We start from the raw sequence: 22,484 nt of genomic DNA on the forward strand, positions 1-22,484 counted from the left end.
CAACCCTGGTTACCCCATCGAAAAGGCCCCCGCGCAGAGTCACCGGCGCCTGTGCATCAGGCTCATCAGCCGCGCCTGCCGGTCGAACGGCTTTTCCGGGGGCGGCGCACCTGCCTTGCGGTCCATCATCCGCCGCACCATCAGCGCCGCAACACCGGCAAAGATCACGCCGCCCACCGCTTGCCCGATCAGCACTCCTGACGCGCCAAACAGCGCACCGCCCGCAAGAACAAAAGGCACGGTGCCAAGCGTGTGCCGCCCCCAGTTGATCCAGGTAGAGCGGAACGGGTGACCCATGTTGTTGAAGGCCGCGTTCGAGACAAAGATCACCCCGTTGAAGAAAAACGCCAGCGCCAACGGTCCGCAGAACAGGAGGATCAGGTCGCGCGTCACCCCCTCAGCCCCGAAAAGCGCAATGATGGGCCCGCGCAAGGCAAACAGCAGCGCCGTCATCGCAAAGGTGAAGAGGGCGCAGAAGAGCAGCCCATCGCGGTAGGCCTGCCGGACCCGGTCCATCCGCCCCGCGCCAAAGTTCTGGCCGATCACCGGCCCGATGGCACCCGACAGCGCAAAGATCACGCCGAAGGCCACCGGCGTCATCCGTCCCACGATGGCCATGCCTGCGACCGCCGCCTCGCCGAAGCTGGCCATGGCGCGGGTGACGACGGCCTGTCCCACGGGCGTCGCCAATTGGGTCAGGATCGCCGGGGCTGCGATGGTCACGATCGGTACGAAGGCGATGGACATCTCTGGTAGACCGGGCCGCACCAGCCCACCGTGATGGCGAAAGATCGGGATCAGCGCAGTGCCCGCGATCACCAGCCGCGCCGCCACGCTGGCCAGTGCAGCACCTGTCAGGTCGAGCCCAAGGCCGAAGATCAGGATCGGGTCCAGCACCGCATTGACCAGCGCCCCCCAGATCGTCGCCATCATCGCGCGGCGTGCGTCGCCATGGGCGCGCAGGATCGCACCGCCCACCATGCCGACGATCAGAAAAGGCAGGCTGGGCACGATGATTTGCAGGTAATGCACCGCGAGATCCAGCGTCTCGCCCGTAGCCCCCATCAGCGCCGCCAGTCCCGCAAGGTTCAGCCAGACCGTTGCCGCGAAGACCGCGCCAAAAACCACCCCCCAGACAAGCGCTGCCGCCGCCTGCGCGCGGGCCAGCTCGGCGTCGCCCTGTCCCAGCGCCCGGGCCACCAGTGCGCCCGCCGCAATCGCCATGCCGATGCCAAAGGAGGTGGTGAAGAACAGGATCGCGCCCGCGTAGCCCACCGCCGCCGCCAGTTCCGCGTTGCCCAGCATCGCGATAAAGACCATGTCGATGAAATCGACTGCGAAAACCGCCATCAGACCCACCGACGAGGTCAGCGCCATCACCGTGATATGACGAAAGAGGTTCCCCTCTAGAAAAACCGCGCGTGCTTCGGCCATATGGCTTCCGATTGATTGATGGATCGCTGCCCGAAAATGAGCCGTTCCAGATGGTAAGTTCCGCGCCCCATCAGAACACTATTCAAACGTGATCTGAAATAGGCAAATGAAGCAGCCCAAGCCTATCGGACAAGGTCTGACTGGCCAAGGCTGATATCAAGAACGGCGCCGATAGTGTTAAGATCGAGAGGGTTGGTTTCGCCGCTCCAAATCGGCCGAGGGTACATACCCGAGCTTGTCCCGGTGAGCGCAAAGATTTCTGTTTGTCATGGGTAAGTCCTTTGAAGAAAACAAAGTCTTTCGCCTGATTACGCGCTTTGATCACCAAGAGGATCACCAAGTATATCTTGCCAAACAATCCATTCATGGCCTCGTGAAACGCTCGAAATCTCGACGGTTCAAACACCCTATTCGGCGCTCTGGTCTTGAGCAGCTTGGTTCGCGGTTGCCCTGCGGCGCGCGGCTTCTTCGCCCAGCCTTATGATGGCAGCTATCGGGCGGATCATCACCACAAGGTCCGCTATCTAGCCAGCCTCATCAAAGCGGATGATGTCTATGCCCGTGAACGCAGTTTCCCCACCACCTCTGCCGTGGTGAGAATGGCGTGGGCATAGGTTGGGCCGTTGATCTCATGCGCGGCATGCAGCGCATCCGGGGACAAGGCCGCCGTTGCGTCGCGAACGAGGGTCACATGATAGCCAAGTTCGGCCGCATATCGGGCTGACGCTTCGGTGCAGGTATTGGCGATCGCCCCGATAAAGATGACATGGGTGATCCCGCGTTGGCGCAGCTGCACATCAAGGTCGGTATTGGCAAAGCTGGAGGCGCCCCAGTGCTCCTTGACGACAATGTCGCCGTGGTCGGGACCGAACCCCTCGTACCAGTCTCCGCCCCTGCTTCCCTCGGCGAACATCTGGTGGTCATGCGCCGCCGCCTGAAACGGCGTCAGGTGTGCCCATCCCTCGAAATCGCCGGCGCGGTGGCGGTGATGGGGCAGGATGAAGATCGGATGTCCGGCCTCTCGCACGGCCGCGCGGATCTTGATCAGGTTGGCATGCAGATCAACGGCTTTCGAGACATCGCTGAGGGCGGGCCACATCTTGCCATCCTCAGCGAGAAAATCGTTATAGGGATCGACGCAAAGAAGTGCTGTGCTGCCTTGGGGATAGATGGTTTCGTCCATGGGTTTTCCTTTTCGTTCGCGTCAGGCGGGACTGTCCCGCGCGTTATTTGATCTGGGATGAGGGTTGGGGCCGCCAGAATGCGCAGCAGGCATGCTGGTGCCACTTCAAGGGCATGAGCGCTTTCATGCGAAACTGATGAATTTGCTGAACGGCATTTCGCGCAAGCGTCGGCCCGTCGCGGCAAAGATTGCATCGGCGAGGGCAGGGGCGGCTGGCGCGGTCGCGGGCTCGCCCAAACCGCGCACCCGCTCGGCGCGCCCCAAAAGCTGCGTGTGGAAGCGCGGCGTCTGGTTCAGGCGCATTCCCTCGAAGGCATCGAAATTGGTCTGCTGCACGGCGTGGTTTTCGTAGGTCAGTTCGCAGTTCATCGCATGGCCAAGGCCAAAGATCGCGGCCCCGGTCAATTGCGCCTCGGCGTTCGCGGGGTCAAAGACGGTGCCGCAATCGGCGGCGATCCAGACCTCGTCGATGCGGATGCCCCGCTCGGTCAGGGTCACGTCAAGAACCTCGGCCACGGGCACCCCGTGGGTATGCGCAAAGGCGACGCCGCGCCCGCGCCCCGGCCCGATGTCAGCGCCCGCCCAGTTCGCCATCTCGCCCACCGCCTCGAGCACGCGGCGGCTATCGGGGTCGGCGATCAGGCGCAGCCGTTCCTCCAAGGGGTCGGCACCGGCGGCATGGATCAGTTCGGACAGGAAACTTTCGTGAAAGAAGGTATTGGAGCAGGCCCCGGGCGAGCGCCACGACCCGACCGGTATCATCTGCGGCGCGGCATAGCCGGTGACGCGATAGTTGGGGATGGCATAGGGTTGGTCGAAGGCACCCCAGACCAGCATCGTGTCGGGCCCCGGCGGCACGCTGGAGATGCGCCCGAACCAGGACAAGATGAGCGAGGGGCTGACGCTGTCGAGATCATAGGCCAGCACCCGGCGATTCCCCACCGCGCCCCGGCCAACGGCCATGTGCAGGGGGCGGGGATAGTCATGGGTCATGTCCTCCTCTCGGCTCCAGGTGGTCTTGATCGGCGTGCCGGGCATGGTTGCGGCGATCTGGATCGCCTGCACCACATAGTCATGATCGAGCCTGCGACCGAAACTGCCGCCTGCGGGCAGGGCATGAAGTGTGACCTGCGACGGATCGAGGCCGGTCAGCGCCACCGCCGCATCGCGCACCACGGCGGGGATCTGCGTTGCAGTCCAGATCTGCACGCTGTCCGCTTCGACCAGCACCGTCGCGCTAAGCGGCTCGAGCGCGGCATGGGCGAGGAAGGGCGTGCGGTATTCCGCCTCGATCACGGTGGCCCCGGCGAGCGCCGCCTCGACATCGCCGTCTTCGCGCAGGCGGCTGTTGCGAAACGCGTCAGTGCGGGCAGCTGACAGCGCCTGCCACATCTCGGCGGAACTGGCGGGATGGTCGGGGGGCAGCCAATCGACCTCTAGCGCCTGCGCCGCCTGAAACGCGAACCAAGTGTTGTCGGCAATGACCGCCAGCCCCTCGTTCACCGCAACGACCGCGCGCACGCCCTGCATCGCAAGCGCTGCATCGGCGTTATAACCCGCCATGGCCCCACCACGCCCCGGGTTCGCGCGCACAGTGGCGTGCAGCATGCCGGGCAGCACCACGTCGATGCCATAATCCTGCGTGCCGGTTGATTTCGCAACGATGTCGAGGCGCTGATAGGGTTTGCCCAAGCGCGTCCAGTCGGAGGCAGGGCGCAGCGTTACGTCGGTGACAGGCGCGATGGCCGCCGCCTCGCCGGCAAGAGCAGTGTAGGGAATGCGGGTGCCGTCTGGCAAAACAACTTGCCCGTCGTCGGTCCGCAGGTCGGCGCGCTGCACGCCCGTGCGCGCCGATGCAGCGGCCTTGAGAGTTTCGCGGGCAGTGGCACCAGCGAGGCGCAGGGTTTCGTGCAGATCGGCAACCGATGACGAACCGCCGGTGAATTGAGAGCCGGTCAGGCGTGCGACGTTCCTCATCACGTCGCGCATAGTGTTGGCCACCGCCCCATGCTCCCATGCCGGGAAGGGCATGCTTTCACCCACGATGACGCCGTTGAAATAGGCCTGATGTGGCTGGCCGGGGTCGAGCGTGGCGGTGGCCGGGTCGATGTCCAACTCCTCGGCAATCAGCATGGCTTGGGTCGAGGCGATGCCTTGGCCCACATCGGCGCGCGGCACGATCAATGTGATGCCTTGCGGTGTGATCTTGACGAAAGGGGTTAATGCGGCCTCGCCCTGTGCCAGACCGTCAAGCAAAGGATTAGCGATCGGGCGAGACACGAAATAGGCCCCGAAGGCGACCCCGCCCAGAATGGCGGCGGACCCGATCAGGAAGCTGCGGCGGGCGATGGTTCTGGCGCGGCCCATCCCTCACACTTCCCGCATCGCGCTGGCTGCGGCGTGGACAGCGGCGCGGATGCGCGGGTAGGTCCCGCAGCGGCACAGGTTGCCCGACATCGCGGCGTCGATATCGTCATCGGATGGCTCGGGATTGCGGGCCAGAAGATCGGCGGCCTGCATGATCTGGCCGGATTGGCAGTACCCGCATTGCGCCACCTGATGCGTGATCCATGCCGCCTGCACCGCATGCAGAGCGCCGGGCCTTCCCAGCCCCTCGATCGTTGTGACGTCTGCCCAGACATCGCCCAAGGACACCTGACAGGAGCGCACGGCATCGCCGCCAATATGGACCGTACAAGCACCGCAGAGCGCGATGCCACATCCGTACTTCACACTCGTTACGTTCAGCCCGTCCCGCAGAACCCAAAGAAGGGGCATGTCAGATGGTAAATCAACATCATGACTTTTACCGTTCACCGTGAGTAGCATGTTTCACTCCAATCGGTTCGTGGACGTGGCGTGACACCGCGCGCCCTGAGAGTGTAAATCCAGCACTTAGCAAGAGCGACATGCAGATGTGGTCAATCACTGGCAAATCGGGTCAGACGGCCCTGCGGATATGGTCTTGGTCTTTCCCCCGTGGCATAAATGGCCAACTCCTCAAGGACCAAGCCGATGGACAGCCCACAGACCTATTCCCTTTTCATGGGAACCGACGTGTCTTGCCGGATCCTTGGCATCGATCCGCAGGTGATGCTCGAGACGGCAGGTCTGTCCAAACTTGCGCAGGACCGCAGCGAATTGCGCGTGACGGCTGGCCAGTATTTCGACGCCTGGAACACCATTGCACGTCTCTCGCCCCGTCGCGATTTCGTCCCTTATCTGGGGGTCGCGATTTCCCGGGGTCCGGTGATCCCGGTTTTTTTCACCCTTTCCTGTGCCCCAAACCTGGAAACTGGCCTGACGCGCCTGGCACAATTCAAGTCCCTGCTGGGTCCGACCCGGATGCAGGTGTTCAAGGATGGCCAGCTCTTGCGCGCAGAGTATGACAGCGTCGATATCCATAGTCCGATGCCACCCAGCCTTGGCGCCTTGCAGCTTGTCTGCATGCTGGAGAACATTCGGGGGGCCACCGCTCATTTTGTTTGCCCGGTTGCGGCGGGGTTCGACGGCTCAGAAGAGGAAAGGCGACAGATCGCGAGCCATCTGGGGATCATGCCCGAGCGGTCGGCTACAACCTTTGTCACCTTTTCGCCTGAGGACGCGAAACGCCGTTTCATTTCCGAAAACCCCGCCCTTTGGGCGGATGTAGAGGCAGACCTGAAGCTACAGCTGGCGGCCCAGAATGATCCTTTGCCCGCCGCCGCGCGGGTGCGGGCAGCATTGGCCGATCTGATGCTCTCTGGGCGCACAGGTGCCGAAGACGTTGCCATCTCTCTTGGGATCAGCCGCAGCACGCTGCAACGCCGCCTGCGGCAGGAAAAGACGTCTTTTCAAGCAGAGTTAGATGCGACACGGCAGGATATTGCGATTAGGTATCTGACCAAGACAACCCTTGGCGTTGACGCGATCGCACTTGTATTGGCCTACCGCGATGCCAGTAGCTTTTCGAGAAGCTTCCGGCGGTGGACAGGCCAGGCACCCGGTGCCTTTCGTCAGGCAAGACGCCGTGGGTGAACACGGGTTTGGTGACATTAAGCAAGGCCGCCGCCGGTGATCGATTTGATGGCGCAATCGCGTCTCTGGGGCGAGACAGTGCAACATGGACATGCCGCGTAACCATCAGGCTTTATTTCCCATTATTTGCCTTCATGGGTCGAGCCTTGCCGAATGACCTTGATGACCCGAGCGCCACAAGCGGCTTGCCCGGTGACGCGACACAGGTCTGATGCGTGAAACTGGCGGTTCAAGTTTGGCACAGCCTTTGCTCGCGTGGTTCCTGAGCCAACTGACGATGACGTGCGGATCAGAATCAAAACGGAATTCGACCGGGGCGCAGTATCGAGACTGGTCGTTGCGCTACTCGTCGAGATAGGCACCGCTGGAGCGTCGGATTTCATCCAATTGCCGAAGCCGATGCCGTGAGGCGTCACCGCTGGCTGCGGCACAGGCCGCCAATAGAATTTCTGCGACAAGTTGCACAGCGATGGCTGACGGAAAGTAATGCGGACTTGCCGTCGGTGCCAGAAAGAGCCCGTCAGCATAGGGTGCCAATGGCGAACTGGGCCTGTCGGTGATGGCATAAACTGACGCACTCGCGCGACGTGCATATTGCATGGCGTCAATTGTCTGGGCGCAATAGGGCGCGATTCCGAGTGCGAGCACAGTATCGCTACTGGAGATTGTCGAAATACGCTCGCTCGCCGCCACGGTGCCTGCAGGCAAAGACACCAGATCGGGCACCGCAAGTCGTCCGGTTGCCTCGATCATACCAGCTGCCCAATACATGGAGCCTGCGCCAATCACATAGGTGCGCCCGCTGCGACGGACAGCGGCAACAAAGGCCGCAACCTCCTTTGGCTCAAGATGCGCGGCAACCTCTGCGATGTTATTCTGAGCGGCCTCTGTCATGTGACTGACCAGTTTAGCCAATGAGTCACTCTGAAAGGTGCTGCGCAATGCGTCAACCCGCGCCCCAAAGCCGCGCCCCATCAACAGTTTCTGAAAGTCCTGTCGAAACCCATCGTAGCCCTCATATCCCATATGTTGCGCAAGTCGTTGCATCGTCGGGGCGGCCACACCGCAGGCCTGAGCCACAGAGCGCATCGAATCCACTGCAATCCGCTCTGGGTTATCAAGCACATAGCGGGCCGCGACGGCCAACTTGCGCGGCAGGTTTGGCAACGCTTGGGTTAACTTTTCGTCAATTTTCATAACCGGCAAACCTCTTACCTCGGCACCCGCAGTGTTATGCGGAGACTGAATTGGCGCAAGTGTAATTTTTCTTTGTAAAAAATAACAAATGCAATTTTTTTCTGGACTCGTCAGAGGCAAAACTTCATCACTTCCGAAGCAGCACGCAAGACGTGTTGGCACCAGACAACAGGAGAGTGGAATGAGGACTTATATTAAAGCTGCACTGACCGCCGTTGTGGCCACCTTGACCAGCACCGCCGCCATGGCCGACGCTCTTCAAGATATCAAGGATGCCGGAAAGATCGTCGTTGGCGTCAAGCAGGACTACAAGCCTTGGGGGTATCTGACCTCTGACGGCGAGTTGCAGGGTCTTGAGATCGACCTGGCCAAGGATGTCGCCGAGCGGCTGGGGGTCGACGTCGAGCTGGTCCCGGTGGTCGCGTCTAACCGCATGGAATTCCTGCAACAAGGGCGTATCAACCTGATCATCGCAACGATGGGCGATAACGAACAGCGGCGTCAAGTCATCGGCATGATCGAGCCGAATTACTACGCCGGCGGCACCAATGTTCTGGCACCCAAGGCCGCGGGTCTCAAGAATTGGGAAGATCTGAAGGGCGCAGACGTTTGCGCGCTGCAAGGCTCTTACTATAACAAGCGAGTCACGCAACTTTATGGCCCCAATCTGGTCGCTTTTGCAGGCATTCCAGAGGCGACTGCGGCACTCTTGAACGGAAGCTGCATCGCCTTTCTCTACGACAATACGTGGATCGAATCGCAACTGGCCTCTGACGCACAATGGGCCGAGTTTGAAATGCCTTTCCCAACCGAAGATCCGCAGGCATGGTCCATCGCAGTCCCGCTGGAAGAGCTTGACCAACCCTATGGTCAATTGATGAGCGAGATCGTCACCGATTGGCACAAATCCGGCTATCTGATCGAACGGAACGCCGCAAATGGCATCGCGCCCAGCCCGTTCCTGCAGGCAGAGCACGACAGGTTGAAATAACCTGTCCTTGCTGAACTGCCCGGCAGCGCCTGTCTCTGCCGGGCATCTCTTTGCGCTGCGACAGAGGTGATCCGATCCGATGGACTTTGTTAACCCCCTTATCGACTGGCTGCGCCCCGACTGGTTCTTGAACCTTGCCGTGGTCAGCGACGATTACAATCGCGGTCGCTATGTTTCTGGCCTCTGGATGACGATCAAACTTTCGGTCGTGTCGATCTTTTTGTCGCTGGTTGTGGGCGTTCTGGGGGCCGCTGTCCAAGGCGCACCGTCACGCACGTTACGGGTGGCTGTCGGGCTTTTTGTCGCGTTCTTTCGCAACACACCTCCACTGGTTCAGCTTTACTTCTTTTACTTTGCCATCGGCACGGTGCTCCGGATCACCGGCGAGAATGGTTTGCCGCAGCCTTTGATTAGCAATTTCGGATGGGCCATCATCTCGCTGTCGCTGTTTGCGGGCGCTTTGAATGTGGAAATCTTTCGCGCAGGGGTCGAGGCCGTGCCGCGTTCCACGGTAGAGGCCGCCGAGGCGCTCGGATATACGCGCCTGCAAATCTATACCGATATCGTGCTGCCGCTGGCGGTGCGCGTCTCATTGCCGGCGCTTGGGACAAATCTGGTGAACCTGGTCAAGACCACAACGCTCGCCTATGCGATTGCCGTGCCGGAACTGCTTTATGTCTCGGCGCAAATCTGGTCCGAGGATCTGAACGTGCGCGAGATGATGAACGTTTTGCTGGTGTCCTACGTGGGTCTGGTCGCCATCCTGGTCTGGGTCCTGCATCGTTGGGAAAAGGCGCTGCGCATCCCCGGATACGGAGAATGACCATGTATTCCCCACATCTGAAACCCAAGGTTCGCGGCCACATGCCGGTGATGCTGCCCATGCGCCTGCGCGCCGATGGGTTGCCGCTTGCGGATCGGCTCTTCAATCTCTGGACGCTCACAGCGCTTGTGCTGGCCTTGGCCGCCGTGCTGATCGGTCCCGCCTTTGCCCAGCTTGCAACGCCAGACGAACGCACGATCCTCATGATCCTTTTGGAATGGACACCCACCTTGGCCAAAGGGTTTGGCTTTAACGTCCTGATTTCCGTTCTGTCGATGCTGATCGGGACAATTATGGGGGTGTTCCTGGGTGTTCTGCAGGTGTCGCAGATCCGTCCGATACGGCAGTCTGCATGGCTTGTCACACAGTTCTTCCGCAACTCGCCTTGGCTTGTCCTTCTGTTCTATTGCATCCTGCTGATCCCATTCCAGTTCGAGATCTTCGGCGTGAAGATCCCGTTTCCCGGCTGGATCAAGGCTGTGATCGGCCTGTCGTTGCCCGTGATGGCCTATACGTCGGAATTCATGCGGGGTGCGATCCTGTCCATCCCGACGGGCCAATGGGAATCTGCTGAATCCTTGGGGTTCAGCCGCCGGATGACCCTGACGAACATCATTCTTCCACAAACCGTCAAGCGCGTGCTGCCGTCTTGGATGAACCTCTACGCGGTCCTAACGATGGCGACGCCGCTGGTGTCCATCATAGGGGTTGATGATGTTATGGCCCTGACGCGCGCTGCGCTGAGTGCTGAAGGGCGCGCTGATCTTCTGATCCCGATGTACCTTTATATTCTGTCTTGGTTCTTCCTTTATTGTTACCCGATCAGCTCTTTGACGCGCGTTCTGGAACGAAAATACTCGGTGAAACTATGAGTGAGGCTTCCATGACCTGGACCCCCCAACAGCCAATCGTGTCGTTGAAAGACGTGCACAAATCCTTTGGCGCTGTCGAAGTGCTCAGAGGTATCTCGCTCGACGTGATGAAAGGCGAGGTGGTCTGTATCATCGGGCCGTCGGGCTCGGGAAAATCGACCCTGATCCGCTGCATCAATGCGCTGAACGACATTCAGGCAGGCTCGATCACCGTGGAGGGGTTAGAGGTCAACGACCCAAAGCTGGACAAACTCGCCCTACGAAAGAAGGTCGGGATGGTGTTCCAGCAATACAATCTTTTCCCGCACAAGACCGCCTTACAAAACGTGATGATGGCACCAATTAAAGTGCTCAACCAAGACCGCGCAGAGGTTGAAAAACGCGCGCGGGCGCTGATTGCCAAGGTCCGTTTGAACGGCAAGGAAGACGCCTACCCCGGCGAGTTGTCCGGGGGCCAACAACAGCGCGTTGCAATCGCGCGGTCGCTTGCCATGAACCCCGACGTGATGCTGTTTGACGAGGTGACCGCCGCGCTTGACCCCGAGACCGTGAAAGAGGTTCTTACGACGATCAAGGACCTTGCAGCAGATGGCATGACCTGCATCCTCGTCACGCATGAAATGGGCTTTGCCCGCGAGATCGCAGATTGCATTTACTTCACCGATCGCGGGGTGATCGTAGAGTCCGGCCCACCCGCGACCTTCTTTGACAACGCTCAAGACCCCCGCACACAGCAATTCCTTGCTCAGATCCTGTAGGCGCTCATGACTTATCGCACTGAATCCGACAGTCTTGGCGACGTCCAGTTGCCTGATGACACGCTCTATGGGTCCAATACCGCACGCGCATTGGAAAACTTTGCCGGTATGGGGCTGCCTCTCTCGGCCTATCCTGATTTCATGCGCGCTATGGCGCTGGTCAAACGCGCGGCAGCTATGGCCAATCAAGAGGTGGGTGCTTTGGCATCAGACGTGGCAGATGCCATCATCACCGCCTGTGACGAGATCGTGGCTGGCGGTCATGCCGATCAATTCCCCACAGCCCTTCTAGAAGGGTCGGGGGGCACATCCACCAATATGAATTTCAATGAGGTGATCGCAAACCGTGCGGGCCAGATCCTGGGCGACAAACCGGGATGTTATGTGCGCGTCAATCCCAACGATCACGTCAACTGCAGCCAGTCCACCAATGATGCCCTACCGACAGCGGTGAAGCTGGCCTGTGTTCTGACAGGGCCGTCCCTTGCCGCAGAAATAGAAACCTTGATTTCGGCACTGCGCGTCAAGGCTGATGAAACCAAGGACATGTTGCGCACGGGACGGACCTGCATGCAGGCGGCCCAACCGATGACATGGGGGCAGTATTTCTTGGGTCACGCGAGCGCCCTGTCACGCGCATTGACGGCTGTGCAAAGCGCTGTTGAGGCCCTGCGCACCGTCCCGATGGGCGGCACCGCAATCGGGACAGGTCTTGGCGCATTTCCGGGCTATCGCCGCGCCATTGCCCCTGCTCTGTCAGAGGTGTTCGGCATGGAAATCCGTTTGGCGGAGGACTCATTCGATGCCATGCATGCCGCCGACGGGTTTGTGCGCCTGTCGGCAGAACTGCGCAATCTTTCTGCTATTATGGCCAAGCTTGCCGCGGATTTAGTGATCCTTGGCAGCGACGGCGCGTCGGGCTTGGGCGAATTGCGATTGCCGCCTGTGCAACCCGGCTCGTCGATCATGGCAGGCAAGGTCAATCCGGTGATCCCCATGACCGTCCAACAGGTCTGGATGCGCGTGCATGGCCATGATGCCGCCATCGCCATCGCCGCGCAGTCTGGCCAGATGGAGATCAACCATTTCGAACCGCTGATCGCCCTGTCTCTCTTTGAGCAGATGGCGTTGATCACCGCCGCCGCCCAACGCTTTGCGGCGCGCTGCATCGTCGGACTGGAGGTGGATGAGGACCGCAGCTATCTCAACCTCGCGCAATCCTTCGGCGTCTCAACCGTTTTCCTCAAAGAACTGGGGTATACACGTGTTTCGGCCATGGCCAAACGGGCGCTCGCTGAGGGCAAGGCGCTGGCCGATATCGCTGTTGAAGACGGTCTTTTGTCCAAAACTGATATTCGCGATGTTCTGCGCCATGCGTCGGTTCCGGCGGACTGACAGCCGCCACAAGGGTTCTGTCGCAAAGGTCCTAGGGGTGCTGTTGGTGTTGCGGGCGCATCGCGTCAGAAGATCAGCCCGCAGCTATAGCTGGATAGCACGATGGTTGCTTTCAAAGGCACATGTTATCCGAAACCCGTTATCCTGTTTGCGGTGTTTTTCTATCTGCGATTTGCAGCATAAATAGGTCCAGCCTGAGCCTGCTTTCAAATCATCGAAAATTTCGAAATGCATCAAACGACATTGGCAGCCCCAGCGACTATGAGCGCGCCGAACCGGAATTTGCGCAGGGCCCCGACATTTTTCCCACGCAGGGAAAACCGGCTCACCCTACCTCTTGATACATCTCGTGCATGCGCCGTTGCAATTGGAACCGACACTTCAGCTGCTTTAGCGGGTGCGCCTGCTCGGTGATCATCCAAAGGCTCAGCCATCCCGCGATCAAGGCAAAGATGATGCCGCCGACCGCCTGTCCAATAAGCACCCCCGTCGCCCCGTACAGCGCCCCGCCGATCACCACCAGCGGCAGGGTGCCCAGCGTCTGGCGTCCCCAGTTTATCCAAGTCGCATAACTCGGATGCCCGAGGTTGTTAAACGAGGCACTGGCCACGAAGATCACCGCGTTGAAAAAACTGGCCAGCGCCAATGGCCAGCAGAACAGAAGGATCAGCTCCCGTGCCTCGCCCTTGGCTCCAAAGAAATCGGCGATCTGGCCCCGAAACAGGAACAGGATGATCGAGACCACCAGGACGTAGATCGCCGAGAAGATGACCGCGTCGTAGAAGGCTCCCCGCACCCTGTCACGCCGCCCGGCCCCGAAATTCTGCCCCATGATCGGCCCGATCGAACCCGACAGCGCAAGCACTACTGCGAACACGACCGGAGACATCCGGTTGATCACCGCCATGCCGGCCACCGCATCGGTCCCGTATTTGGCCATCTCGCGGGTGACAATGGCAGTGCCAACCGGCGTGGCGACGGTGGCCAAGATGGCTGGAAGCGCGATCTGCATGCCCTCGCGGATATCGTAAAGGAAACAACCGATGCGCGGGATTGCGAAACCATTGTAAAGCCGGATGGTTGGCCACAGCGCCATCAGCATGGTGGCGAACCTTGCCGCAACAGTTGCCCAGGCTGCCCCTTCAAGGCCCAGCCCCAGCGTGAAGATAAAGATCGGGTCGAGCACCCCGTTGACCATCGCCCCGGTCAAAGACGGAAACATCGCGCGCCTGCTGTCACCATAGGCCCGCAGCACCGCCACCGTGGTCATGCCCAACCCGGAAAAGACGGTGGCCGGCAGGATAATCCACAGGTAATCCGCTGCGCGGTCGGCCACCTCACCGGAGGCGCCGAGAAGCCCCAGCAGATAGCCCAGATTAGGCAGCGCCAACAGGGGGATCAGAAGTCCGAAGGCAATGGCGAATATGCTGGCACTGAACGCGTGCTCTCGTGCGGGAACAGTCTTGCCGGCTCCCAACGAATTGGCCACCAGTGAGCCTGCTGCAATCGAAAGCCCGATATTGATCGCGCTCGCGAAGAACATCACCACGCTGGCATACCCGGCCGCTGCGGCAAGCGCGTCCTGCCCAAGCATGGAGATGAAGAACAGGTCGATAAGGTCTACGGCGAAAATCGCCATCAAGCCGATACTCGACGTCAGCGACATGGTCGATACATGCCGCATCATATTGCCTTCTACGAACCGGGCGACGACTTCAACCATGAGACTGCTCCATGCGTGATCAGATCAGACTAAGCGCAACTTGACCGGACGCTCACAAGCCGCGTCAAAAGCGCCGTCCTTGTGCAAACGTACGGGCAGACAATTGGGGAAGCAGGGCGGGCTTTCCTGCGTGCCGGTGAACATGCCGCCTCGGGCAGCGTTGTTTTGGGGCTGTTTTCCATTAACTCTTGCGCATCAGGATCATCTTTTCCTGTGTCATGTCTTGCATCGTGAAGGGGATGCCACCGGTGCCGTATCCGGATTCCCTGCGGCCCGCAAAAGGCATCCAGTCGGTCCGAAAGGCCGTCGGATCGTTGATCATGACCGCCGAAGCATCAAGGCGGTTGGCCGCGCGCAGGGCGACGTCGATGTCCTGTCCAAAGATGCTGGCCTGAAAGGCCGTCGGCAGCGCGTTGGCGCGGCGAATGGCGTCGTCGAGATCATCGTAGCGATAGACCGCGACAATGGGGCCAAAGACCTCCAGCATGGACATCTTCGCGTCATGGGCCGGATCCAGCAGCACCGCCGGGCTCAGGGTGGTTTCGGACAGGCGTTCACCTCCGGTCGCGAGGACCGCCCCGCCTGACACCGCCGCGCGGGTCCAATCTGCGACACGGTCGGCCTCGCGCGGCAATATCAGCGGTCCGACCTCGGTATCCTCAAGGGTCGGATCGGCCGTGCGCAGCGTGCCGACGCGGGCGACCAAGCGGTGCGTGAAATCGTCGGCGATATCGTTGTGAACGTAGATGCGCTGTGTCGATACGCAGACCTGACCGGCATGGTAGTATCCACCTTTGACAATCGGTTCGATGACCTTGCCAAGATCGGCACTGCGGTCGATGATGGCTGGTGCGGCACCGCCATGTTCCAGCGCCGAGCGTGTTCCCGGCGCGAGCTTGGCCTTCAGGGACCAGCCGACCCTTGCCGAGCCGATGAAACTCAGGAAGGCAACCCGGCTGTCGGTCGCCAGCTTCTCGGCGAGCGTAATGTCATTAGTGACGAAGGTCTGGCACCAAGGTTCGGGCAGGCCAGCCTCGTGGACCAGCGCCACGACGTCGAGGCAGGACAGCGGTGTTGCGCTTGCCGGTTTCACGATGACGGGGCAGCCGGTCGCGATGGCTGGGGCGATCTGATGCACGATCAGGTTCAGCGGGTGATTGAATGCGGAAATCGCCGCGACGATGCCGATGGGTTCTTTTGTGGTAAAGGCCCAGCGGTCGTCCGCCGCCGCTGACAGCCCCATCGGGATTTCCCGGCCAGCGGAGGTGCGCAGTTCGTCAGCGGCGTTTTGAATGCCATCAATGGCGCGATTGGTCTCGACGATGGCATCAGGCAGAGGTTTGCCGCCCTCGCGCGCGATCTGCATGGCAAGATGGTCGCGCCTGCCCTCCATCAGAACCGCCAGCCTGCGCAGGATCGCGACCCGCTGATGCGGCTTGAGCCAGCCATCGCGATCCCCGAACACGCGGCTGGCGGCTTGAAGCTTGCGCTCCAGCGCGGCGGCATCGTCGGTTTCGATCTGGGCGATCGGTGCACGATCAAAGGCCTGCACGACAGTCAACATCTCCGATCTCCTCGCATCTCAGGGGTCTGCGTTCTGCGACGGGTCATGAACATTCGACATCGGGTGTGCGGTTGCGCAATTCGTCGACCAGAACGCGGGTATTCTCTGAATAGTCGACCGGCACATCGACCAGATGGACCCCGCCGCCCTCAAAGGCAGCTTCGAGTACCGGGAAAAGGTCTTCGACCGCACTTACGCGCGATCCTTTCGCGCCGTAGGCCTCGGCATAGCGCACGAAATCCGGATTGCCGAAGGTCATGCCGAAATCGGGAAAACCGTCGACCGACTGTTTCCAGCGGATCATCCCGCAGGCGCTGTCGTTGAGGATCACCACGACAAGGTTCAGCCCAAGCCGCACCGCTGTTTCCATCTCCTGCGAATTCATCATGAACCCGCCATCGCCACAGACAGCCATCACGCGGCGCTCGGGGTGAAGCATGGCTGCCATCATCGCCGAGGGAAGTCCCGCCCCCATTGTGGCGAGCGCATTGTCGAGCAACAGCGTATTGGCCACATGGGTGCGGTAATTGCGGGCGAACCAGATCTTGTACATGCCGTTGTCAAGGCAGACGATGCCGTCTTCTGGCATGACCCGGCGAACCTCGTGCACAAGACGCTGAGGCGTCACCGGGAAGCGATTTTCTTCAGCGCGATCGTTGAGCCGGGCCAAAATCCTCTGGCGCAATTGGAGCATTCCCTCGTCGGGTGACACTCTGCCTTCCAGCCGCTCTGCAAGGCCTTTGACAGACGCGCCAATGTCGCCGATCACCTCGATATCCGGATGGTAGACCTGTTCGACCGTCGCGGACTCATAGCTGACATGGACAACTCTGGGTCCGCCATCGTTTTTCATCAGGAACGGTGGCTTTTCGATCGTGTCATGGCCGATGGCGACGATCAGGTCGGCGCGTTCGATAGCCTCGTGAACATAGTCCCCCTCGGAAAGCGCGGCGGTCCCGACATAGAGGTTTGAGCCGCCATCGACAGCGCCTTTGCCCATCTGCGTGTTGAAGAACGGCAAGCGGGTGCGCGCCATGAAGCCTGACAGCGGCTCGACCAGCGCGGGCCGGTTGCCCGCCGCGCCGATCATGACCAGGGGCCTTTGGGCGGCAAGGATCATCTTGGCCGCGTTGTCGAGCGCGGCGGCACTGGCGACCGGACGGTCGTAGGAATGGCGCGGAATGACGCTGGCGCCCTCGGCGTTCGCCGCCGCGACGTCCTCCGGCAGTTCGAGATGCACGGGCCCCGGCCGTTCCTCGGCCGCGACGCGAAACGCGTCACGCACCGCCGCGGGAATGGCGGCGGGGCTCAGGATCTGGCGTGTCATCTTTGTGAGCGGCCTCATCGAGGCGACGATGTCGACGATTTGGAACCGGGCCTGCTTGGCGCTCATCACCGGCTTCTGTCCGGTGATGAGGATCATCGGCATGGCACCCAGATGCGCATAGGCCGCGCCGGTCACAAGGTTCAGGGCACCGGGGCCGAGCGTGGCGAGGCAGACGCCGGGCCTGCCGGTAAGCCGCCCATGCGTCGCCGCCATGAACGCGGCCGCCTGCTCATGCCGTGTCAGAACCAGCTCGATGCGAGAGGTGCGCAGGGCCTCGACGATGTCGAGGTTTTCCTCGCCGGGCACGCCGAAAATTCGGTCAACCCCTTCGTTCTCCAGTGCGGCGACAAACAGGTCTGACCCTTTGGGCATGATTTCAGTCCATTTGTTAATTGTTTCGACCAAGGTCAACCCAGATGCTCACGATCTGTGAAGCTGTCAGGCTTCGACCGATCCATAATGGTCCTTCAAGGTATCCGAATACTGTAGCATGGGGCTGCGAAGATCGCAGAGCGCGAGTTGCGGCAATGGTGCCAATCTTGCCTTGAATCTAAGCCTCACTTTGAAAGATCGGCAGCGACACGGGGCCTTGTGGCGACTCGGCTTCGACATGCATGACGCTGATTTCACCGTCATAAAGGCCATCGAGAATGCCGACAAACTGCTCATGCGCCGTACTCGGCTCAAAGTGTTCGACATGATCTGCGTAGCTGCGCCATGCGACGATCAAGGTCGCCGTGCCCGGCGCCTCGACTCCAAGGCCGACGGTGTGACCGCGATACCCTTGCGCTTTGCGCAAATGCATTGCTGCGTTCTCCATGGCCTTGAAGAACTCTTCGGCCTTTCCGGGTGCCAGTTGGAAGGTAGCAATTTCTATAACCATGACAGCTCTCCTTCAGTTCCCTGATGCGCTCTCGAAAACGGAGCTGCATCTATTCCCGGTTTTTCTATTGCCGGACATGCGATTAACCGAGGGCTCAAGGTTGACTGGACGCATTCTCGTCGACGACGGCGATCCCGATTTTGCCGCGTACGCCATTGCGCGGGCGCTCCAGCAGGGCGTGGGCGTCGGGGATGCCGGCCAGCGGGTAGACCGCGCCGACATGCGGCTTCAACAATCCTCGGTCAACAAGGGTTGCAAGCTCGTCCAGCTTCCCCCGGTTCTGACGTGTAAAGACAAAATGATAGCTGGCGTTGCACCCCCAGGCCTCGATCAGATTCTGCGGATTGGGAATGTCGACGATCGAGACGATGCGACCGAGTTGTGCGAGCACGCGTGGGCTGCGTTCAAGCGTGTCGCCCCCGATCGTGTCAAGGACGACGTCCACGCCAACGCCGCCAGTCTCGCGGTTCACGACGGCCACGTAGTCTTCGGTGCGATAGTCGATCACCACATCGGCACCGAGGCTGCGCACAAAGTCGGCATCATAGCCCGAAGCGGTCGCCACAACAAACGCGCCAGATGCTTTGGCGGCCTGAACCGCAACATGCCCCACGCCGCCAGCCGCGCCGTGGACAAGGACAGTTTCGCCAAGGCGCAAGCCCGCCCGCGTGAACAGCGCCTCCCAGACCGTGCCGCCCACGAGGCTGAGGCTGGCTGCCTCAAGATGGGTGAGACCAGCCGGCTTGTGACCAACAATCGCCTCGCTCGCGACGTGGTACTCGGCATAGCTGCCGTGACCCCCGAAAATCTGCGGTGTGTACCAGACGGCATCGCCAGGCTTGAATGCCGATACGCCAGAGCCGACGGCTTCCACAACGCCTGAGACATCGTGACCGGTAATCGCAGGCAATGGCACCAGATCGGGGTAGTCGCCGCGACGCACCTGATAATCGAGCGGGTTGATAGAGGTTGCATGGACCCGGACCAATACCTCCCCAGCGCCGGCCTTGGGGGTCTCATATTCAGAAAGAGCGAAAGCGTCGGGGCCGCCGAATTCAGTGAGGCTCATAGCTCGCATGATTGTTCTCCAGTTTCAGATGAATTGATATCGCGCATTTGCGATCTTCTGGTTCAAGGCGTCCGCTTTGAAGGTTGGTGTGGGGTCGTACTCATGCCCCCGGAAGAGTGCCGAATACTCACTTCGTTTCGGCATTCTGCCGTCTACGCGCTCCTTGGCGCACACCGTGGAAAGCAGGTGACACGTGCTGTTCGATGCGCCGTTCTCACCCAAACTCGGACCCAAGCGTTGCGCACCACTGCGCGGCATGCAGACGGGTTGGTTAACCTTGATCAAGCCGATGAAAACGAGCGGCACCTCTACGTCCTGAGGCATGGATGCTAGGTCGTTGGGATAGGGCATGATTTATTCCCTGAGATTGCACTGGATCCGAACTGCGCTTAGCAAAGTTAGCAAATCCATCACTTGCGCGCGGTGCTGAACTTGCTTGGCATGGACCGCTCTTGCTATCCATTCTGCGTGGAATTGCGGGAGCAAATGGCAAAAACGGGGATACGGTGCCTTGTTTGCGGACTTGTCTGCGTGACCTACCGACCTTTTGGTAAAGAAACCTTTGTTCTCGCAGTGCGGGGCCAAGGTTCACCGCTAGGCGGCCTGTAGCGTAATTGGTGCCTCCGCGTCGCTATCGCGTGGCCCCAAATGCCAGACCGTCCTGGCCACGTCCTCAGGCCACGCCCTCTCCCCTCAAACCGCGCACCTCGCCAAGATCGCGTGTGGTGCGAGCATGAATCGTAGGTTTCCACCGTTTATCATCGCCAGCCGGACATTTGGTTCCGTAAAGACAGGATGCTGACGGCCCCCGACCGCAATGGGCCAGACTGAGCGAGCCGTTCAATTTGCTCCGGTAGAACTCGTTGCAGGCCTTGCTGCGACGGCTCCGATTTTGCAGTCAATCGCACGCGGCAGCGGCGATTCACGCCGGGGGCAGAGGTCCGGACAAAGGGCCCCCTTTGCGTTCCGATCGCGCAGAGCGGAAAGGCCGCAAGATCGGCACCGTCGAGGCAGCATCTGCGCCGCGTGGCGGTGGACCGCACGATATCCTGCCCTTGACCTGATCCTAAGGGAGGCACCCCCTCATGAGCCAGTTTCAACCGTTCATCTTTTCGCTGGTTGTCGGTCTCGTCATCGGCATGATCTATGGCCTCGTTTCGGTTCGTTCGCCCGCACCACCGATAATCGCCTTGCTCGGTCTCTTGGGCATGCTTGCCGGAGAGGCCGGAGTTCAATGGCTCAAGGGCCATGCAAGCGTCGTGCAGTCGGTTCTGCACGCCAAGTCCTTCGCGCTTCCCACCCGGGATAGCTCTGCGAGGAAATCAGATGCGTCCTGAAGATCAACGCATCCGGTCCATCGCAGCTCAAAAGGAGGACGGGTTTTCGATCGCTCGGCAGGTGCCGAAGTGCTCATCGCAAGCCATGGCCTGGCGGCAATCCGTTTCTGGCGCTGCGTCATCCAACACGTCCCGCAACGTTGATGGGGTGTCGTCGCGCGTCCTGCGTCCGTTCAAACCATGGAAAATCTCATGTCCAAAGCAGATCTGACCGTCTTTGCCAGCGCCGGCCGCTTACCCTCAACTGGAAAATTCAATGCTTGAGAAAATGTCGGAGGATACTGGCAGCGCCCGCCCGCTAAGCTACCCGGTCTTTCGGGCGCTCTGGATCGCGACGATTGTCTCTAATGTCGGGACCTGGATGCATGATGTGGGTGCCGGATGGCTGATGACCTCGCTGTCGCCCAGCCCGCTGCTGGTCGCATTGGTCCAGACCGCGACGACGCTACCGATGTTCCCGCTTGCCCTGCCGGCCGGAGCACTGGCCGACATCGTGGATCGGCGCAAGATGCTGCTGGCAGCGCAGGTGCTTGGTCTGCTTGCGGCGATGACCCTGGCGATGCTGACGGCGGCTGGGCTTGTCTCTCCTGGCATCCTGCTCGCCGCGACGTTCATGCTAGGCATTGCGGCCGCGCTCAGTGCTCCGGTATTTCAGGCGATCGTCCCGGAATTGGTGGACAGGCAGGCCCTACCGGACGCCATCGCGCTGAACAGCCTCGGCGTCAATATCTCGCGCGCGGTGGGCCCGGCGCTGGGCGGGGCGATCGTTGCCATAGCCGGCATTCCAGCCGTTTTCGCGCTGAACGCGCTTTCCGTGCTGGGCGTGCTTGTTGTGCTGGTCACCTGGAAGCGCCCTCAGGCCGCCCGCACCCTGCCACCCGAGCATTTCTTCGGCGCCCTGAAAGCCGGTTACCGCTATACGCGCCATTCTCCTGCGCTGCGCCTTGTCTTGATCCGGGCGATGGGGTTCTTCCTGTTCGGAAGCGCGCTCTGGGCGATGCTGCCGCTCATCGCGCGACGCGGCCTTGGTCTTGATGCAGCCGGGTATGGCGTGCTTCTTGGCTGCATGGGTGCCGGGGCTGTCGCCGGTGCGATCCTGCTCAAGCGGGTGCGGACAATAGTGCCCGCCAATCCGGTGTCTGTCGCCGCGACACTCCTCTTCGCGCTTGCAACGCTGGCGCTCGCGCGGGCCAGCCATGCCTGGGTCGCCGGAGCCGTTCTCTTCCTGGCCGGTCTGGGCTGGATCGGCATGCTGACGTCGCTGAACGTTGCCGCGCACATGGCTGCGCCGGGATGGGTCAAGGCGCGGGCGCTGGCGGTCTATCTACTGACGTTTCAGGGTGCGATGACATGCGGCAGCGTCCTATGGGGAACGCTTGCCACCGGCACCAGCGTCACCACGGCTCTGGTGATCGCGGGCGTGGGGCAGATCCTGGCCGTTGTCCTGGCGGTCCGCTGGCGGTTGCCGCAGCATTCGGGCACCGATCTTGCGCCCTCGCACCATTGGGCGGACCCCGTCGTTTCCGTGCAGCCGGGCATGGACCGCGGTCCGGTCCTGATCGAAATCGAATATCGGGTCGAGCCTTCGCGGCTGGTCGAGTTCGTGTTTGCCCTACGACGTTTCAAGTCTGTGAGGCATCGCGACGGGGCAATTCGATGGGATGTCTGGGAAGATGTCGCCGAACCGGGGCGGATCGTCGAGACGTTCGTGGTGGAAAGCTGGGTCGAGCATCAGCGCCAGCACGAGCGGGTGACCCGGGCCGACCAGTTGGATCAGGACCTCCTGAACGAATACCACTTGGGCGACAAGCCGCCAGTTGTCCGCCACCTGCTGCGGCCACCATGACACGCCGCAAGACGCCCAAGGCCTGACGTCCTTCTGCCTGCCCGAACCACCCATCAACTCAAGTT

19 protein-coding genes are annotated in these 22,484 nt (G+C 60.9%); 8 read left to right on the forward strand and 11 right to left on the reverse strand.

What is annotated here, in order from left to right; translation table 11 throughout:
• Positions 1-39 precede the first annotated feature (39 nt).
• The 4 genes from ACLGGT_RS12495 to ACLGGT_RS12510 all read right to left on the reverse strand — a co-directional run bounded on the left by ACLGGT_RS12495 (position 40) and on the right by ACLGGT_RS12510 (position 5,446).
• Entirely contained in the window at positions 40-1,434 is a 1,395-nt protein-coding gene (locus ACLGGT_RS12495) for an MATE family efflux transporter (RefSeq protein ID WP_437196325.1), read from the reverse strand.
• 553 nt (positions 1,435-1,987) lie between these two features.
• Positions 1,988-2,617 (reverse strand): isochorismatase family cysteine hydrolase, encoded by a 630-nt coding sequence (locus ACLGGT_RS12500; protein WP_437196327.1) that lies wholly within the window; start codon positions 2,615-2,617, stop codon positions 1,988-1,990.
• Between the two features lie 123 nt (positions 2,618-2,740).
• Complete coding sequence (locus ACLGGT_RS12505; protein WP_437196329.1) at positions 2,741-4,984, reverse strand: xanthine dehydrogenase family protein molybdopterin-binding subunit; 2,244 nt, start codon at positions 4,982-4,984, stop codon at positions 2,741-2,743.
• 3 nt (positions 4,985-4,987) lie between these two features.
• Positions 4,988-5,446, reverse strand: coding sequence for a (2Fe-2S)-binding protein (locus ACLGGT_RS12510; protein WP_081507961.1), 459 nt, complete (start codon positions 5,444-5,446; stop codon positions 4,988-4,990).
• A 186-nt stretch (positions 5,447-5,632) separates the two neighbouring features.
• Here ACLGGT_RS12510 and ACLGGT_RS12515 point away from each other — a divergent pair, with 186 nt between their 5' ends.
• Entirely contained in the window at positions 5,633-6,634 is a 1,002-nt protein-coding gene (locus ACLGGT_RS12515) for a helix-turn-helix domain-containing protein (RefSeq protein ID WP_437196331.1), read from the forward strand.
• A 342-nt stretch (positions 6,635-6,976) separates the two neighbouring features.
• Here ACLGGT_RS12515 and ACLGGT_RS12520 read toward each other — a convergent pair whose 3' ends face one another.
• Positions 6,977-7,831, reverse strand: coding sequence for a MurR/RpiR family transcriptional regulator (locus tag ACLGGT_RS12520; protein ID WP_081507963.1), 855 nt, complete (start codon positions 7,829-7,831; stop codon positions 6,977-6,979).
• A gap of 181 nt (positions 7,832-8,012) precedes the next feature.
• On the opposite strand from ACLGGT_RS12520, the gene ACLGGT_RS12525 reads away from it, so the two are divergent.
• From ACLGGT_RS12525 to ACLGGT_RS12545, 5 genes are all read left to right on the forward strand, one after another.
• Positions 8,013-8,822 carry a transporter substrate-binding domain-containing protein gene (locus ACLGGT_RS12525; protein WP_219435297.1) on the forward strand — a complete coding sequence of 270 codons (810 nt, stop codon included), beginning with the start codon at positions 8,013-8,015 and terminating at the stop codon, positions 8,820-8,822.
• 79 nt (positions 8,823-8,901) lie between these two features.
• Entirely contained in the window at positions 8,902-9,645 is a 744-nt protein-coding gene (locus ACLGGT_RS12530; RefSeq protein WP_008279970.1) for an amino acid ABC transporter permease, read from the forward strand.
• Positions 9,642-10,517: an amino acid ABC transporter permease gene (locus ACLGGT_RS12535; RefSeq protein WP_151978620.1), complete on the forward strand. Its 876-nt coding sequence runs from the start codon at positions 9,642-9,644 to the stop codon at positions 10,515-10,517. Before ACLGGT_RS12530 ends, ACLGGT_RS12535 begins: the two co-directional genes overlap by 4 nt.
• Positions 10,518-10,528: 11 nt before the next feature.
• Positions 10,529-11,275: an amino acid ABC transporter ATP-binding protein gene (locus ACLGGT_RS12540; RefSeq protein WP_081507966.1), complete on the forward strand. Its 747-nt coding sequence runs from the start codon at positions 10,529-10,531 to the stop codon at positions 11,273-11,275.
• Positions 11,276-11,281: 6 nt separating this feature from the next.
• Positions 11,282-12,670, forward strand: a complete 1,389-nt coding sequence (locus ACLGGT_RS12545) for an aspartate ammonia-lyase (RefSeq protein ID WP_422002310.1) — start codon at positions 11,282-11,284, stop codon at positions 12,668-12,670.
• Positions 12,671-12,995: 325 nt separating this feature from the next.
• Here ACLGGT_RS12545 and ACLGGT_RS12550 read toward each other — a convergent pair whose 3' ends face one another.
• From ACLGGT_RS12550 to ACLGGT_RS12575, 6 genes are all read right to left on the reverse strand, one after another.
• The gene (locus ACLGGT_RS12550; protein WP_437196335.1) at positions 12,996-14,393 is read right to left on the reverse strand and encodes an MATE family efflux transporter; all 1,398 of its coding nucleotides are present in this window, start codon (positions 14,391-14,393) and stop codon (positions 12,996-12,998) included.
• Between the two features lie 181 nt (positions 14,394-14,574).
• Entirely contained in the window at positions 14,575-15,957 is a 1,383-nt protein-coding gene (locus tag ACLGGT_RS12555; RefSeq protein ID WP_437196337.1) for an aldehyde dehydrogenase family protein, read from the reverse strand.
• 43 nt (positions 15,958-16,000) lie between these two features.
• The gene (locus ACLGGT_RS12560; RefSeq protein ID WP_437196339.1) at positions 16,001-17,656 is read right to left on the reverse strand and encodes an acetolactate synthase large subunit; all 1,656 of its coding nucleotides are present in this window, start codon (positions 17,654-17,656) and stop codon (positions 16,001-16,003) included.
• Positions 17,657-17,834: 178 nt separating this feature from the next.
• Positions 17,835-18,167: an antibiotic biosynthesis monooxygenase family protein gene (locus ACLGGT_RS12565; RefSeq protein ID WP_219435302.1), complete on the reverse strand. Its 333-nt coding sequence runs from the start codon at positions 18,165-18,167 to the stop codon at positions 17,835-17,837.
• A gap of 94 nt (positions 18,168-18,261) precedes the next feature.
• Positions 18,262-19,245: a zinc-dependent alcohol dehydrogenase family protein gene (locus ACLGGT_RS12570; RefSeq protein ID WP_081507972.1), complete on the reverse strand. Its 984-nt coding sequence runs from the start codon at positions 19,243-19,245 to the stop codon at positions 18,262-18,264.
• A 15-nt stretch (positions 19,246-19,260) separates the two neighbouring features.
• The gene (locus ACLGGT_RS12575; protein WP_437196342.1) at positions 19,261-19,587 is read right to left on the reverse strand and encodes a hypothetical protein; all 327 of its coding nucleotides are present in this window, start codon (positions 19,585-19,587) and stop codon (positions 19,261-19,263) included.
• 734 nt (positions 19,588-20,321) lie between these two features.
• On the opposite strand from ACLGGT_RS12575, the gene ACLGGT_RS12580 reads away from it, so the two are divergent.
• Positions 20,322-20,573: a DUF1427 family protein gene (locus ACLGGT_RS12580; protein ID WP_151978634.1), complete on the forward strand. Its 252-nt coding sequence runs from the start codon at positions 20,322-20,324 to the stop codon at positions 20,571-20,573.
• 256 nt (positions 20,574-20,829) lie between these two features.
• Positions 20,830-22,419, forward strand: coding sequence for an MFS transporter (locus ACLGGT_RS12585; protein ID WP_437196344.1), 1,590 nt, complete (start codon positions 20,830-20,832; stop codon positions 22,417-22,419).
• The last annotated feature ends 65 nt before the right edge of the window (positions 22,420-22,484 follow it).

This window comes from Roseovarius sp. MS2 (genome assembly GCF_051447875.1).
Classification (GTDB): domain Bacteria; phylum Pseudomonadota; class Alphaproteobacteria; order Rhodobacterales; family Rhodobacteraceae; genus Roseovarius; species Roseovarius mucosus_A.